Genomic DNA, 14813 nt, shown 5'->3' on the forward strand with positions numbered 1-14813 from the left:
ATCGCCGGTCGAGGTCACGATGACCGACGAGCAACTGCACATCCCGAAGGCCGTCACCCGCGTCCTGATGTCGGAAGAGGCGGTCTACGGGCTGATCCTCGTTTCGGGCATGATCGTCGTCAGCGGCACGCTCGTGGGAACATCGGGCAACGCGCTGGCGACCGTGGCGATCACTGTCGTCGTGTTCTATCTGGCGCACGTCTACGCCGGGACGCTCGGCCGCCTCGCGGCCACAGAGGGTGGCGCCGAACTGGGCACGAGCATCCGCGAGGCCGCCCGCCACTCCGTGGGCATGCTGCTCGCGTCCATTGCTCCGCTCGTGATCCTGCTGCTGGGCACGACGCACCTCATCGACGACATGCTCGCGATCTGGACGGCGCTCGTGGTCAACGCGATCCTGCTCGGCGTGTTCGGCTGGATTGCCGTGGCGCGCTGGACGAGCCGGTTCTTGCCGCGCCTGCTGAGCGCCTTTATCACCGCCGGTTTCGGCGTGATCCTCATCGCGCTGAAGGCGTTCATCCACCACTGACGTCGTCGGCGCGAGGACCCGCTGCCTCGCGCAGCGCGCTGGACAGCGCCGGGCTCAGCCCGGGCACGTCGTCGACGGGGACCGCCAGCGCCTGCAGCGCGCGACTGAAGTAGTTGCGCACACCCGCGGCGAGGGCGATGTCGACGATCTGCCGGTCGTCGAAGCCGGCCTCGCGCAGTCGCTGGGCGTCGGCGTCCGTCATGGCGGCGGCATCCGTCGAGAGCTTCTCGGCGAACGCGAGCACCGCGACGTCGGCGTCGTCGAGACCGCTTCCGGGCTCGTCCCGCACGAGATGTGCGAGCTGGTCCTCATCGAACAGCCCTGCGCGCAGGCTCCTGCGCCCGTGCGCCAGCAAGCAGTGCTGCGAGCCGATCGCGCGCGCGGCGCCGAGCGTCGCCAGTTCGTACGTGCGCAACCCGATCGACGGCACGATCGCGCGGACCAGCGCCTCGAACGCTTGATGCGCCTCGGGGTTGACCGCCATCGCGCGGGTGTGGCCGTACACGAGGCCGTCCTCGCGTTGGTCGGCCGCGTACATGTCGGCGACATGGCCGGTGGCGCTGTCGAGCGCCGGGGTGGTGACGATCATGGATGCCTCCAGCAGGTGTGTGTCGGGTGCATCCAGAATCACGGATGCCCCGCTCCCTGTCGAGGGAGCGGGGCATCGCCGAGATACGTGTGCCGGTCAGTGACCTGCGGGCATGCCCTCGGGCTGGTCCGCCGGCTTGCGGATGAGGAACGCGCCGACCAGCAGCGGCAGCGACAGGATCGCGGCCGTCAGGAACGCCGCATGCGTCCCGGCGGCACCCGCGGTCACGGTGTCGGCGCCCGCCTCGGTCGCGCCGGCGGTCGCCGCTGCCATCACGCCGAACATCAGCGCGATGCCCGCGGCGCCCGCCACCTGCTGCACGGTGCCGACGACCGCCGAGCCGTACGAGTAGAACTTGGGCTGCAGCGAGCCCAGCGAGGCGGTGAACAGCGGCGTGAACGACAGCGCGAGGCCGATCGACAGCACGGTCTGCGCGACGGCGAGCACCCAGACCGGGGTCGTGGCCGTGAAGGTCGTGTAGAACCACAGCATGGCGCTGGTGATGATCGCGCCCGGGACCAGCAGGATGCGCGTGCCCCAGCGGTCGTAGACACGGCCGATCAGCGGACCGGCCAGACCCATCGCAAGCGCACCCGGCAGGACCACCAGGCCCGTGGTGAGCGGGTCGACGCCGAGGACGTCCTGCAGGTAGAGCGGCACCACAGTGATCGCGCCGAAGAAGGCCATCGACATGATCGCCATCTGCGCGATCGAGAGCGAGAAGTTCGCGCTCGTGAACACGCGCAGGTCGAGCAGCGCGTCGTCCTTGCGCTGCAGCACGACCTGGCGCCAGCCGAACAGGCCCAGCGACACGACGCCGACGGTGAGGGCCACGATGAGCGTCGTGGTCGACGCGGCGCTGGCGGCTGCGGCATCCGCCCCGCTGCCGTGACCGCCTGCGCCCAGCTGGCTGAGGCCGAAGACCAGGCCGCCGAATCCGAGCGCCGACAGGATCACCGAGAGCACGTCGATGGGGGCGTGCGTGGTCTCGCCGAGGTTGTGGATCCATCGGGCGCCGACCACCAGAGCCACGACGGCGATCGGCAGCACGACCCCGAAGATCCAGCGCCACTCGAAGTTGTTCAGCAGTGCGCCGGCGAGGGTGGGGCCAATCGCGGGAGCGAGCGACATCACGATGCTGACGCGGCCCATCATGCGTCCGCGGATCGCGGGCGGCACGACGGTCATGAGCGTGGTCATGAGCAGCGGCATCATGATCGCCGTGCCCGACGCCTGCACGACGCGGGCCACGAGCAGCATCGTGAACCCGGGCGACAGGAACGCGATGAGCGTGCCGACCGAGAACAGGCCCATCGCCGCGACGAACATCGTGCGGGTCGTGAAGCGGCGCAGCAGGAAGCCGGTGATCGGGATGACCACCGCCATCGTCAGCATGAAGGCTGTCGTCAGCCACTGCGCAGCGAGCGCGGTGATGCCGAGGTCGGTGATGAGGTGCGGGATCGCCACACCCATCGTGGTCTCGTTGAGGATCGCGACGAAGGCGGCTGCGAGCAGCAGCCACACGACGCGGCTCTCTTCGGGCCGGAGCGCCGGTGCGGCGCCGGGCCCTGAGGCAGCGGGGATGCTGCCGGTTCCGGGTGTCGTCTCGATGGCGGCCATGGGTCGTCTCCTCGCGGCTCGGATGGACAGCAATGTGCCATCCGAGGATGGCAAGCCTCCAAGGTAACCGCGGGGTCCGACATCGCATTCCCGATCCGGGGAATGCGATGTCGTCGCGTCGACCGCGGGTCAGCTGTCGGCGGGCTCCTCGTCGGGCGCGTTCCAGTCCTCCGAGCCGATCGCGTCGGTCGGCTCGGCCGCGGGCTCGCGCTCTTCGAGGCTATGGGGCAGCGGGTTCACGATCTCTTCGTGAGGGATCGCCTTGAGCTCGTCGATCTCTGCGCGGAGCTCCGCGAGGTCGCTGCCGTCGTGCTCGGGGGCGTCGGGAGTCGAGGTCATACCGCGAGCCTAGCGGCGCGGCCGCGGATGTCGAGACGCTCACTAGGCTGACGGAGTGAGTATGCGCGGCGGTGGCGGGGGAGGGCATCCCGGCTTCCGGCCGGTCGACACCGAGGCGCAGCGACGCGCGAACGCCTCGGCGCCCCGCATCGCGAACCTCGGGTCGCGCGTGGTGGGGCTCTTCCGCCCCTATCGGTGGTCCATCGTCATCACCGGCGTGCTGGTGATCGCCGGCGCCGGCATCGCGGTGATCCCGCCGCTGCTGGTGCAGCGCGTGTTCGACGACGCGCTGTTCCCCGTCGACGGATCGGCACCCGACCTGGTGCTGCTGTGGGAGCTGGTCGTCGCGATGATCGTCCTGTTCCTGCTGGGGGCGGGCCTCAGCGTGATCCAGACCTGGCTCACGTCCACGGTCGGCAACCGTGTCACCGGCGACCTGCGCATCACGCTGTTCGACCACCTGCAGTCGATGGAGCTGGCGTTCTTCACCCGCACCAAGACCGGGGTCATCCAGTCCCGGCTCCAGAACGACGTCGGCGGCGTCGCGGGCGTGCTGACGAACACCGTCACCAGCATCCTGGGCAGCGCGGTCACCGTCGTGGCGTCGCTCGTGGCGATGATCATCATCGACTGGCGTCTGACGCTGATCGCGGTGGTGATCATGCCGTTCCTGGTCTTCGTGCAGCGCCGCGTCGGCCAGGTGCGCGCGCGGATCGCCGGCGAGACGCAGGAATCGCTGTCGGAGCTGACCTCGATCACGCAGGAGACCCTGAGCGTGTCGGGCATCCTGCTCTCGAAGTCCTTCAACCGCCAGCGCACCGAATCAGCGCGCTACGCGGACGAGAACCGCAACCAGGTGCGGCTGCAGGTGCGGCGGGCGATGAGCGGCCAGGGCTTCTTCGGCGTCGTCCAGGTGATCATGGCGAGCGTCCCCGCGATCATCTACCTCGTCGCGGGCTACCTGATCACGGGCAGCGCCGATGTGATCACCGCCGGCACCATCGTCGCCTTCACCACCGTCCAGGCGCGCCTGCTGATGCCGCTCATGAGCCTGATGCGCGTCTCGCTCGAGCTGCAGACCTCGTCGGCGCTGTTCGCCCGCATCTTCGAGTACCTCGACCTGGTTCCCGCGATCACCGACCCGGTTCACGCCGTCGATGTCGCAGACGCTCCCGGTCCGCAGGGCCGCATCGAGTTCCGCGACGTGGTGTTCCGGTATCCGGATGCCGCACCCGACGCGCGCCCGACGCTGCGCGGGGTGTCGTTCGTGGCCGAACCCGGCCAGCACGTCGCCTTCGTGGGGCCGTCCGGTGCGGGCAAGACCACGGTGCTGTATCTCACGCCGCGGCTCTACGAGGCATCCGAAGGATCCGTGCTGTTCGCGGGCGAGGAGGTTCGGCACCTCCGGCAGGCGTCGATCGTCGACAGCGTCGGCATCGTCTCGCAGGAGACCTATCTCTTCCACGCCACGATCCGCGAGAACCTCCGCTATGCCAAGCCCGAGGCGACCGACGCCGAGCTCGAGGCCGCCTGCCGCGCGGCGAACATCCACCATGTGATCGTCGGGTTCGAGCAGGGCTACGACACCGTCGTCGGCGAACGCGGCTACCGGCTCTCGGGCGGCGAGAAGCAGCGCATCGCCATCGCGCGCGTGCTGCTGAAGGACCCGCCGGTGCTGCTGCTGGACGAGGCGACGTCGGCGCTCGACACGGTGTCGGAGCGCGTCGTGCAGGAGGCACTGGATGCCGCGGCCCGCGGCCGCACCACGCTCACCATCGCGCACCGCCTGTCGACGGTGATCGGCGCAGACGTGATCCACGTCGTCGAGGCCGGACGCATCGTGGAGTCCGGGACGCACGCCGAGCTGATCGCCGCCGGGGGCCTGTACGCCGAGCTCGCGGCGCAGCAGCTGGCATCGTCGCGCATCCTCGAAGCCGAAGAGGCGCTCGACAGCGAGGACTGACAGGTCGGCCACCCCGCGGCGGCGGTCACCGCACTCAGCGCGGCAGGATCACCACAACTGCGCCGCGGCGACAGCCGTCGCCGCGGGCTCGGCGAGCCCGACGCGCTCCGCACGCGCCCACAGGGTGCGGGCGAACGTGCCGAGCTCCCGCCGGTACGCGGGGTCGGGGTGGTCGCGCGCCAGCTCGACGAGAGGCGGCAGATCCATCGCGAGGATGAGGCGCACCCGCGAGGCCGCCGCGCGTGTCTGGCCGGCGGCATCCAGGACCGCGATGCCCCCTGCGAGCGCCTCGAGATAGTCGCGCAGCACGGGAAGCTCGTCCTTGTGCTGCGTGATCGAGGAGCCGTCGGCGCGTTCGCGCCATTCGACGACGACGTCGGGGATGACGTCGAACGCGCGGGCGCGCGTGTAGAGCTGCTGTGCGACGACCTGATCCTCGTACGCCTTGCCGACGGGGAAGCGCAGCCCGGTGCGCTGCCACAGCTCGGTGCGGCTGACCTTGGACCATGCGACGATGTTGCCTGACGCGTCGGGATGCGCGTCCAGCGTCGTGCCGGTGCGCTCGGGGTGGGTGGCGGCGGTCACCCACGGCTGGACGCTGCCGGCGGTGTAGCCGCCGTCGGCATCCGGCCGCAGGCGCACGTAGGCGCCCAGTGCGAGGTCGCTGCCGCTGGCGGTGACGGTGCCGACGAGGCGCTCGAGGGCGTGCGGGGTGTAGCGGTCGTCGGCGTCGAGGAAGCCGAGCAGCGGCGTGCGCACCAGGTCGAGCCCGGTGTTGCGGGCGGCGCTCAGTCCGCCGCGCTCGCGGTGGTGCACGACGCGGAAGCGCTCGTCGGCCGCGGCTGCGGCGTCGAACAGCGTGCCGGTGTGGTCGGTGGACGCGTCGTCCACCAGCACGGCGACCCAGTCCGTCAGCGTCTGGGCGCGCAGCGACTCGAGCGCTTCGGCGGCGTAGAGCCCCACGTCGTAGCCGGGCACGATGACGGTCACGACAGGGGTCTGCACGTCCCCGATCCTATGCGGCGATCCGCGGCGGCCGGCCCGTCCGCGTCATCCGGCGACCGCGGCGACCGATGCATCGACGGCGTCGGCGACGGCGTCCAGCGGGGCGTTCAGCCAGCGCGGGAAGGTGAAGCGCACGGCTGTCTGCGCAACCTCGGGAGCCACTCCCAGTGCGACGAGCACGTGGGACGGCTCGTCGCTCCCGGCGGCGCACGCGGACCCGCTCGACGACACGACCCCGCGGCGCTCGAGCTCCAGCAGCACGGCCTCGCCGCTCGTTCCCGCGAAGGTGAAGCTGGCGGTGCCGGGAAGCCGGTGCACGGGGTCGCCGGTGAGCCGCGCCGACGGCACGCGGTCGAGCACGCGCGCGACGAACCGGTCCCGGATCGCGGTGACGCGGGCGGATGCCTCGTCCCGCTCCGCCTCGGCGAGCTCCAGCGCCGTCGCGATGCCCACGGCTCCGGCGACATCCTCGGTGCCGCTGCGGCGCCCTCGCTCCTGCCCGCCGCCGTGCAGCAGGGGCTCGAGCGGGATGCGACCGCGGACGCCCAGCACCCCGGTGCCCTTGGGGGCGCCGATCTTGTGCCCCGCGAGCGAGACGGCGTCGTATCCGAGCCCTGTCGTCGACAGCGGCAGCCACCCGGCGGCCTGGACCGCGTCGAGGTGGAAGGGGATGCCGCGCTCGTGCGCGACCGCGGCGAGAGCGGCGGCATCCTGGATCGTCCCGATCTCGTTGTTCGCATAGCCGACTGTCACGAGTGCGGTGTCGTCGCGCAGACCGGCGGCGACGGCATCCCCCGAGACGCGCCCGACGTCGTCGACGGGCACGAAGGTCACCTCGAACCCATGGACCCGCCGCAGGTATTCGACCGATTCGAGCACGGATTCGTGCTCGATGGGCGTCGTCACGACATGCGCGCGACGGTCGTCGCGTCCGAGCGCCGCGGCGATCGCGATGCCTTTGATCGCAAGGTTGTTCGACTCGGTGCCGCCGCTCGTGAAGACGACGTCGCCGGCGCGCAGCCCGAGGACCCGTGCGACGCGCGCCCGCGCATCGGCCAGGGCATCCGCCGCCGCTTCGCCCACGGTGTGGTGGCTCGACGGGTTGCCGTACCAGCGGGTGAGGTACGGCATCATCGCCTCGAGCACCTCCGGGCGCACCGGCGTGGTGGCGGCGTTGTCGAGGTAGAGCAGGCTCATCGGGGGCTCCGGCGTCTCAGGCCGCGTCGATCCTGACGTCGAGTCCGAGGTCGAGCGCCCGCGCCGAGTGCGTGAGCGCGCCCACCGAGACGACGTCGACACCGGTCTCGGCGATCGCCCGCACCGTCTCGAGCGAGACGCCGCCCGAGGCCTCCACCGTCGCGCGCCCCGCGACCTGGGCGACGCCGGTGCGCAGGTCGTCGAGCGAGAAGTTGTCGAGCATGATCGTGCCGATGCCGGCCGCGAGCACGGGCTCGATCTGGTCGAGGCGGTCCACCTCGACCTCGAGGTGGGTCGTGTGGGGGAGGAAGTCCTTCGCGGCGAGCAGCGCGTCGGTTGTCGACACCCCCTTCTGCGCGAGCACGGCGAGATGGTTGTCCTTGGCCATGACGGCATCCGAGAGGGAATGGCGGTGGTTGCGCCCGCCGCCGTCACGCACGGCCTTGCGCTCGAAGGCGCGGAGTCCCGGAGTGGTCTTGCGGGTGTCGGCGATGCGCGTGCCGGTGTGGGCGACCTCGGCGACGTACGCCCCGGTGAGGGTCGCGATGCCCGACATGCGCTGCACGAAGTTGAGGCCGATGCGCTCGGCGGTGAGTACGCCGCGCGCAGGTCCCGTGACCACCGCGAGCACGGCGCCGGGCTCGAACCACTCGCCGTCCTCGACGACCAGCTGCACGTCGATACGCGGATCGGTGAGCCGGAAGGCCGCCTCGAACACCTCGCCGCCCGAGAACACACCGCGCTCGCGGGCGACGAGGTCGGCACGGGCGATGGCGGTCTCCGGGATGAGGGCTTCGCTCGTGAGATCGCCCCATGGCGCGTCCTCTTCGAGCGCGGCCGTCACGGTGCGGTCGATCATGGCTCGGGTCAGCATGCGACGGCCTCCTTCTGGGGCTCGGCGACGGGCGCGACGGTGTCGTCGCTGCGGTAGTGGGCGCCGACCGAGCCGCGCCGGGCACGGGCGGCCGCGACGGCCTGCTCGGCCACGAGCAGCAGGTTCTCGTCCTCGAAGTCGTGCTCGCTGCGCGGGGTGCGCGGCTGCGCGCGCCATGCGGCGATGAGGGATGCCGCATGCCTGAGGCCGGCTTCGTCCCGCACGAGTCCCGCGTCCTCCCACATCAGCTCCTGCAGCGCCGCGCGCGAGAACGCCGGTGCCGCCGGTTCCCCATGGTCGCTCTGCTCGTTCGTCAGGGATGTACGGGGATCGGCTGGGTCGGCGTAACGCTGTGACGGATGAACGGGGGTGGGCCAGGAGCCGGATGCCGCGTCCGCCGCGATCGCGTCGCCCGCGCGGGCGCCGAACACGGCGCCCTCCAGCAGCGAGTTCGACGCGAGGCGGTTTGCGCCGTGCACGCCGGTGCGGGCGGCCTCACCGACCGCGTACAGGCCGGGGAGCGTCGTGCGCCCGACCAGATCGGTGGCGACGCCGCCCATCAGGTAGTGGGCCGCCGGGGTGACCGGGATCGGCTCGCGCGCCCAGTCCAGCCCGCGCTCGCGCACTGCCGCGTCGATCGTGGGGAACCGGCGCGCGAGGAACGCGGCACGCTCGTCGACGTCGTCCTCGCCTGTCGCCTCGGCACCATGGAGGTGCGTCGCATCGAGGTACACCGGTCGTCCGTCCTGCGCCTCCATCTGGTGCGCGATCGCACGGGCGACCACATCGCGCGGTGCGAGCTCGCCGTCGGGGTGCGCGTCGAATGCGAACCGGCGGCCGTGCTCGTCGACGAGGGTCGCCCCCTCGCCGCGCACGGCCTCCGACACGAGGAACGAGTCGCCTACGGCCAAGACCGTGGGGTGGAACTGGAAGAACTCGAGGTCGCGCACCTCCGCGCCGGCGCGGATCGCGGCGGCGATGCCGTCGCCCGTGGCCACCTCAGGGTTCGTCGAGTGCGCGTACAGCTCGCCGGCGCCGCCCGTCGCGAGCACGATCGCGTCGGCCGTGAGCGTCTCGCGGCGCCCGGGGGCGGCGACCTGCTCGCCGACGATGAGCTCGACGCCCGCGACGCGACCGTTCCTCACGATCAGGTCGACGAGGAACGCGTGCTCGACGACCGACACGTCGCTCGCGCGCAGGCGCGAAACGAGCGCCTTCTCGATCACGGTGCCGGTCGCATCGCCGCCGGCGTGAAGGATGCGCGGGTAGGAGTGCGCGGCTTCGAGGCCCTTGACGAACCCGCCGGTCGCGTCGCGGTCGAACGCGACGCCGAGGGCGATGAGCTCGCGGATCCGGTCCGGCCCCTCGGCGACCAGCACGCGGACGGCGTCCTCGTCGCTGAGCCCTGCGCCGGCGACGAGCGTGTCGCGCACGTGGTCCTCGGCGCGGTCGTCGTCGAACATCACCCCGGCGATGCCGCCCTGCGCGAAACGGGTGTTGGCGTGCTCGAGCACGTCCTTGGTGACCAGCGTCACCCGGCAGCCGTGGTCGACCGCGTGCAGCGCGGTCAGCAGCCCGGCGATGCCGGAGCCGACCACGATCGCGTGGGGTGCGGTCATGAGGCGTTCTCCCAATCGGCCACGGGCGCTGCCGGAGGCTTGGCCGCCAGCATCCGCTCCAAGGCGAGGCGAGCCGGGTCGGCCACAGACGAAGGGACGGTGATGCGGTTGCGCACCTCGCCGTCGACCAGGCCCTCCAGCACCCAGGCGAGGTAGCCGGGGTGGATGCGGTACATCGTCGAGCACGGGCACACGACAGGGTCGAGGCAGAAGATCTCGTGCTGCGGGTGCTCGGCGGCGAGGCGCTGCACGAGGTTCACCTCGGTGCCGATGGCGAAGGTCGCAGGCTCTGTCGCGGCCTCGATCGCCTTGCGGATGTAGTCGGTCGAGCCGGCCTCGTCGGCCGCGTCGACGACCTCCATCGGGCACTCCGGGTGCACGATGACCCGCACGCCGGGGTGCTCGGCGCGTGCCTTCTCGATCTGGTCCACCGAGAAGCGGCGGTGCACCGAGCAGAAGCCGTGCCAGAGGATGACGCGGGCGTCGGCAAGGGTCTGCGCGTCCGAGCCGCCGTACGGCTTGCGCGGGTTCCACATCGGCATCTGCTCCAGGGGCACGCCCATCGCCTTCGCGGTGTTGCGGCCGAGGTGCTGGTCGGGGAAGAAGAGCACGCGGCGACCGCGCGCGAACGCCCACTCCAGCACGGTGCGGGCGTTGGACGACGTGCACACGATGCCGCCGTGGCGGCCGACGAAGCCCTTGATGGCGGCGCTGGAGTTCATGTACGTCACCGGCACGACGGGCACGAGGCCGTCGGCATCCTTCGCATCCATGTCTCCGTAGATCTCGGCGAGCTGCTCCCACGCCTCTTCGACCTGGTCGATGTCGGCCATGTCGGCCATCGAGCAGCCGGCGGCGAGGTTGGGGAGGATCACGGCCTGCTCGGGACGCGAGAGCAGGTCGGCGGTCTCAGCCATGAAGTGCACGCCGCAGAACACGATCGCCTCGGCGTCGGGGTGCTCCAGCGCCGCGTTCGCGAGCTGGAACGAGTCGCCCACGTAGTCGGCGTGGACCACGACCTCTTCCCGCTGGTAGAAGTGGCCGAGCACGACCACGCGGTCGCCGAGGGTCGCCTTGGCGGCGCGGACGCGTTCGGCGAGCTCCGCCTCGGATGCCTTGCGGTACTCCAGCGGCAGCTCGCCCTGACGGGGCGATCCGGTCGGGATGACGTCGCCCATCGACGAGCCGGGGCCGTAGCCGGGGCGCGTGTCGAAGTCCCATGGGCCGGCGGCGAGGTCGGTGTTGCAGGTCTCACCCTGCAGCGCTCCCGCGACGATGGCCTGGATCTCGTGGTCGACCGACGGGTCGAGCTCGGGCCGGGGCTGGAGGGTGATGTTGACGGCAGGCATGTCGGGCGCTCCGTTCGGGATGGATCAGTCGCGGGCGCCGAGCGGGCCGCGATCGGCGAGTTCGACGTCCTGGTTGTAGCGGTACAGCCGCGCGGGGCGGTGGCTGCCCGTGCGGAAGCGGTCGGTGGGGATGAGCGTGCCGGAGTTCTCGACCTGGCGGCGGAAGTTCGCCGGGTCCAGGCGCCGCGCAAGGATCGCCTCGTAGACCTCGCGCAGATCGGCGAGCGTGAACTCGTCCGCGAGCAGGCCGTGTGCGATGCGGCTGTATCCGACCTTGTTGCGCAGACGCCACAGCGCGTAGTCGACGATCTCGTTGTGGTCGAACGCCAGCCGGGGGAGTGCGGCGGCATCGAACCACTGCACGTTCTCGGTGGCGAACAGCGGCTGGACCGCGTCCTCCGAGATCTCGTCGGCGCGGATCAGCGCCCAGTACACGATCGAGATCACACGCGTGGGGGATCGGTCGACCGCGCCGAACGCGTACAGCTGCTCGAGATAGCTCGGTGCCAGCCCGGTCGTCTCGGCGAGGGTGCGGGATGCCGCCGCGTCGAGGCTCTCGGCGAGGTCGAGCCATCCGCCCGGCAGTGCCCATTGACCTTCGTGGGGGTCGCGCGTGCGGCGTACCAGCGGCAGCGCGACCCGGGCCGTGTCGCTGCCGTCGAGCCGGCGCAGGGCGAAGATCACTGTCGACACCGCGACGCGCGTGGCATCGGCCGGGGCCGCGGCGGCTTCGGTGGGAGCAGGGGATCGCATGGTTGTTCTGGTCATGATGACTCTAACTATCGCCGATCATAGTGTCACTCTGACCTGAAGCCAAACCGGCGGCGAAACATTCGCGCCTCCTGAGTGGCGGCTGGGAACCGTTGCCGGAACGTGACGTATCCGTGGTGCGCGTCGGGTGATTGTTTGTTAGGTTTACGTTCAAACGTTTGTTAGGACACAGAACTAATGAACGTCCGAGTGCCCTTGCACTCCTCCCTGCAATGCCGCACGAGAGAAAGAACCAATGATGATTCGAAACGCGAAGCGCCGCGCCGCGCTTCTCGCCGTCGCCGGGGCAGCGATCCTCGGTCTCGGCCTGTCGGGCTGTGCCGGTGGAGGCGGGGGCAATGACTCCTCCTCTGAGGGACGTACCCTGCGGGTCTGGGCGGGAAGCCAGACTCCCATCGAGGCGAACTTCAACCCGTTCTCGCCGAGCGTGCTCCACGCTGCGCTCGGCCCGATCTACGAGCCGCTCTTCTTCTACAACAAGACCGCCGACGACGCGCCCGCGCCGATGCTCGGCGAGAGCTTCGAGTACAACGAGGACGGCACCGTCATCACCGTCAAGCTCAAGGACGGCGTGAAGTGGAGCGACGGCGAGGACTTCTCCGCCGAGGATGCCGCCTTCACGTTCAACTACGAGCCCAATCACCGCGACGGGCTGGTCTCGGCGGAGGCGACCGACGACACCACGCTCGTCCTGACGTACTCGACGCCGCAGTACACGAACGAGTTCCAGATCCTCGGCACGACGTGGATGCTCCCGGAGCACATCTGGAAGGACGTCAAGGACTACTCGACGTTCACCGACGAGGACCCGGTCGGCACCGGCCCGTACGTGGTCGACAAGGTCACGGACGCGTCATACACGGTCGTCGCGAACGAGAACTTCCGCGACGAGGGCGTTCCCGCGATCAAGAAGGTGCAGTACATCGGCATCGACGCGAACCAGTCGGCGCAGGACCTGCTGACGGCCGGCAAGCTCGACTGGACCGGCATGTTCGTGCCCAACCCCGACTCGGTCACCGACAAGGGCGTCATCAGCATGCTCAACACGCCGCAGGACCCGACGGTCCTGTACACGTGCTCGAACGCCGAGCTCGGCTGCACCGGCCCGCAGACCGACGTCGCCGTCCGCCAGGCGCTCAACGTCGCGATCGACCGCGGCACGATCAAGGAGAAGGCGTTCGTCGGCCTCACCGGCGACATCTCGCCTGCCTTCACGCTGATGCCGCGTGACGCCAAGTGGCTCGCCGACCCGGCGAACGAGACCAGCCCGCAGTCGCCCGACGCGGCCAAGGCCGGAGAGATCCTCGAGGCCGCCGGCTACACCAAGGGCAGCGACGGGTTCTACGGCAAGGACGGCACGCCGATCGAGCTGAGCCTCACCTCGGTGGACGGCTGGACCGACTACAACGACGCCGCGAAGCTCATCGCCGAAGAGGCGGCCGAGGCCGGGATCAAGGTCACCGCGTCGACCGTGCAGTGGCAGGAGTTCTCGGACTCGCGCCAGACCGGTCAGTACCAGCTGATCATGGGTGGCGTCATCGGCACGTCGGTCGCCGACCCGTTCCAGATCTACAAGGACTGGTTCACCGGTGAGTCGACCTCGCAGGTCGGCTCGGAGGTCCCCACGGGCCGCTGGAACTTCAGCCGCTATGACAACCCCGTCGTGAACGAGGCCGTGGCCGCCGCTGCCGCGACGAATGACGAGGCCGTCAAGAAGGAGGCGTACGCCAAGGTCCAGACCGAGATCGTGCGCGACCTGCCGTACATCCCGCTGGTCATCAACGCCACCCAGACGTTCTACAACTCGAAGGACTTCACGGGCTGGCCGACCGAGGATGACCTGTATGCCTTCCCGCCCGCGTGGGGCTCGGTGGCGGCCGGCTACATCCTCCAGCACCTGGAGCCGGTGAAGTAATGCAGAACCGGGCAGAAGCCGCGGCACGGAGGAGCAAGCCGCAATGAAGTTCTATGCGCGGCGGATCGCGTTCTATGTGGTGACACTGTGGGCGACGATCTCCCTCAACTTCCTCCTGCCGAGGCTTCTGCCCGGCGACCCCGCCGACATCATGATCGCCAAGATGCAGCGTGCCGGCGGGGAGATCAGCGAGACCCAGATCCGCAACATCAAGGCCCTGCTCGGGGGCACTGACCAGTCGATGTGGGAGCAGTACATCAACTACTGGAGTCGGCTGCTTCAGGGGGATCTCGGCATCTCTATCACGAAGTACCCGACTCCGGTGGTGGACCTCATCTCCGCGGCGCTGCCGTGGACGGTGATCCTCGTCGGGCTGGCCACCGTCATCTCGTTCGTCCTCGGCATCGGCATCGGCGCCTGGGTCGGATGGCGCCGTGGCACGTGGGTCGACCACCTGGTGCCGTTCACGACGGTGCTCCAGTCCATTCCCTACTTCTGGCTCGCGCTCGTGCTCGTCGCGATCTTCTCGGTCGCGCTGGGGTGGTTCCCGATCATCGGCGGGTACGACGTGTTCGAATACCCCGACGGGCCGGAGTGGAGCTGGGCCTTCATCGGGAATGCGATCTACCACGGCTTCCTGCCGGCGCTCACGATCGTGATCAGCTCGGTCGGCGGGTGGCTGCTGGGCATGCGCAACATGATGGTGTCGACAGTGTCGGAGGACTACATCGTCACCGCGGAGGCGAAGGGCCTGAAGCCCATGCGCATCCTCCGCACGTACGCCACCCGCAACGCCGCCATCCCCTCGATCGCGGGCTTCAGCATCTCGCTCGGCTTCGTGGTGGCCGGCTCCATCGTCATGGAGCAGGTGTTCACCTACCCGGGCGTCGGCAAGCTGATGATCCAGTCCGTGCAGAACAGCGACTACGCGCTCATGCAGGGCGTGTTCCTCGTGATCACGATCGCGGTGCTCGCGGCGAACTTCATCATGGACCTCGTCTACGGATTCATCGACCCGAGGGCGCGCCACAATGTCTGAGGAA

General features: G+C 70.0%; 13 protein-coding genes. 4 read left to right on the plus strand and 9 right to left on the minus strand.

Annotated elements, in window-relative coordinates:
* Positions 1–19: 19 nt before the first annotated feature.
* Positions 20–529 carry a hypothetical protein gene (locus ABEA46_RS04035; protein WP_345543069.1) on the plus strand — a complete coding sequence of 170 codons (510 nt, stop codon included), beginning with the start codon at positions 20–22 and terminating at the stop codon, positions 527–529.
* Here the strand turns inward: ABEA46_RS04035 and ABEA46_RS04040 are convergent.
* From ABEA46_RS04040 to ABEA46_RS04050, 3 genes are all read right to left on the minus strand, one after another.
* Complete coding sequence (locus ABEA46_RS04040) at positions 516–1160, minus strand: carboxymuconolactone decarboxylase family protein (RefSeq protein ID WP_345543070.1); 645 nt, start codon at positions 1158–1160, stop codon at positions 516–518. The two genes, ABEA46_RS04035 and ABEA46_RS04040, sit on opposite strands and share 14 nt — an antisense overlap.
* A gap of 54 nt (positions 1161–1214) precedes the next feature.
* On the minus strand, positions 1215–2738 hold the full coding sequence (locus ABEA46_RS04045) for an MDR family MFS transporter (protein ID WP_345543071.1): 1524 nt from the start codon (positions 2736–2738) through the stop codon (positions 1215–1217).
* Between the two features lie 129 nt (positions 2739–2867).
* A complete protein-coding gene (locus ABEA46_RS04050) occupies positions 2868–3077 on the minus strand; it encodes a hypothetical protein (protein ID WP_345543073.1) in 210 nt (69 codons plus the stop codon).
* Between the two features lie 61 nt (positions 3078–3138).
* Here ABEA46_RS04050 and ABEA46_RS04055 point away from each other — a divergent pair, with 61 nt between their 5' ends.
* Positions 3139–5040 carry an ABC transporter ATP-binding protein gene (locus ABEA46_RS04055; RefSeq protein ID WP_345543114.1) on the plus strand — a complete coding sequence of 634 codons (1902 nt, stop codon included), beginning with the start codon at positions 3139–3141 and terminating at the stop codon, positions 5038–5040.
* A gap of 48 nt (positions 5041–5088) precedes the next feature.
* Here ABEA46_RS04055 and ABEA46_RS04060 read toward each other — a convergent pair whose 3' ends face one another.
* Genes ABEA46_RS04060 through ABEA46_RS04085 form a run of 6 tightly spaced genes read right to left on the minus strand, consistent with a single transcriptional unit; the run spans position 5089 to position 11837 of the window.
* Positions 5089–6045 carry a glycosyltransferase family 2 protein gene (locus ABEA46_RS04060; protein ID WP_345543074.1) on the minus strand — a complete coding sequence of 319 codons (957 nt, stop codon included), beginning with the start codon at positions 6043–6045 and terminating at the stop codon, positions 5089–5091.
* A 45-nt stretch (positions 6046–6090) separates the two neighbouring features.
* Complete coding sequence (locus ABEA46_RS04065; RefSeq protein ID WP_345543115.1) at positions 6091–7236, minus strand: cysteine desulfurase family protein; 1146 nt, start codon at positions 7234–7236, stop codon at positions 6091–6093.
* A 22-nt stretch (positions 7237–7258) separates the two neighbouring features.
* Positions 7259–8116 carry a carboxylating nicotinate-nucleotide diphosphorylase gene (gene nadC / locus ABEA46_RS04070; RefSeq protein ID WP_345543075.1) on the minus strand — a complete coding sequence of 286 codons (858 nt, stop codon included), beginning with the start codon at positions 8114–8116 and terminating at the stop codon, positions 7259–7261.
* A complete protein-coding gene (gene nadB, locus ABEA46_RS04075) occupies positions 8110–9735 on the minus strand; it encodes an L-aspartate oxidase (protein WP_345543076.1) in 1626 nt (541 codons plus the stop codon). Before nadB ends, nadC begins: the two co-directional genes overlap by 7 nt.
* Positions 9732–11084 (minus strand): quinolinate synthase NadA, encoded by a 1353-nt coding sequence (gene nadA, locus ABEA46_RS04080; RefSeq protein ID WP_345543077.1) that lies wholly within the window; start codon positions 11082–11084, stop codon positions 9732–9734. The genes nadB and nadA overlap by 4 nt, the downstream gene beginning before the upstream one ends.
* 24 nt (positions 11085–11108) lie before the next feature.
* Entirely contained in the window at positions 11109–11837 is a 729-nt protein-coding gene (locus ABEA46_RS04085; RefSeq protein WP_345543116.1) for an NUDIX hydrolase, read from the minus strand.
* A 253-nt stretch (positions 11838–12090) separates the two neighbouring features.
* Between ABEA46_RS04085 and ABEA46_RS04090 the strand changes: the two genes are divergently transcribed.
* Positions 12091–13770 (plus strand): ABC transporter substrate-binding protein, encoded by a 1680-nt coding sequence (locus ABEA46_RS04090; protein WP_345543078.1) that lies wholly within the window; start codon positions 12091–12093, stop codon positions 13768–13770.
* Between the two features lie 43 nt (positions 13771–13813).
* Positions 13814–14809: an ABC transporter permease gene (locus ABEA46_RS04095; protein ID WP_345543079.1), complete on the plus strand. Its 996-nt coding sequence runs from the start codon at positions 13814–13816 to the stop codon at positions 14807–14809.
* Positions 14810–14813: the final 4 nt, after the last annotated feature.

The sequence above is a fragment of the Microbacterium jejuense genome (genome assembly GCF_039544225.1).
Classification (GTDB): domain Bacteria; phylum Actinomycetota; class Actinomycetes; order Actinomycetales; family Microbacteriaceae; genus Microbacterium; species Microbacterium jejuense.

Excerpts from the sequence above, each read along its gene's own strand:
- nadB (WP_345543076.1), bottom strand. The coding sequence starts at position 9,735 with ATGACCGCACCCCACGCGATCGTGGTCGGCTCCGGCATCGCCGGGCTG.
- ABEA46_RS04095 (WP_345543079.1), top strand. The coding sequence starts at position 13,814 with ATGAAGTTCTATGCGCGGCGGATCGCGTTCTATGTGGTGACACTGTGG.
- ABEA46_RS04045 (WP_345543071.1), bottom strand. The coding sequence starts at position 2,738 with ATGGCCGCCATCGAGACGACACCCGGAACCGGCAGCATCCCCGCTGCC.
- ABEA46_RS04035 (WP_345543069.1), top strand. The coding sequence starts at position 20 with ATGACCGACGAGCAACTGCACATCCCGAAGGCCGTCACCCGCGTCCTG.
- ABEA46_RS04090 (WP_345543078.1), top strand. The coding sequence starts at position 12,091 with ATGATGATTCGAAACGCGAAGCGCCGCGCCGCGCTTCTCGCCGTCGCC.
- ABEA46_RS04085 (WP_345543116.1), bottom strand. The coding sequence starts at position 11,837 with ATGCGATCCCCTGCTCCCACCGAAGCCGCCGCGGCCCCGGCCGATGCC.
- ABEA46_RS04050 (WP_345543073.1), bottom strand. The coding sequence starts at position 3,077 with ATGACCTCGACTCCCGACGCCCCCGAGCACGACGGCAGCGACCTCGCG.
- ABEA46_RS04055 (WP_345543114.1), top strand. The coding sequence starts at position 3,139 with ATGCGCGGCGGTGGCGGGGGAGGGCATCCCGGCTTCCGGCCGGTCGAC.
- nadC (WP_345543075.1), bottom strand. The coding sequence starts at position 8,116 with ATGCTGACCCGAGCCATGATCGACCGCACCGTGACGGCCGCGCTCGAA.
- nadA (WP_345543077.1), bottom strand. The coding sequence starts at position 11,084 with ATGCCTGCCGTCAACATCACCCTCCAGCCCCGGCCCGAGCTCGACCCG.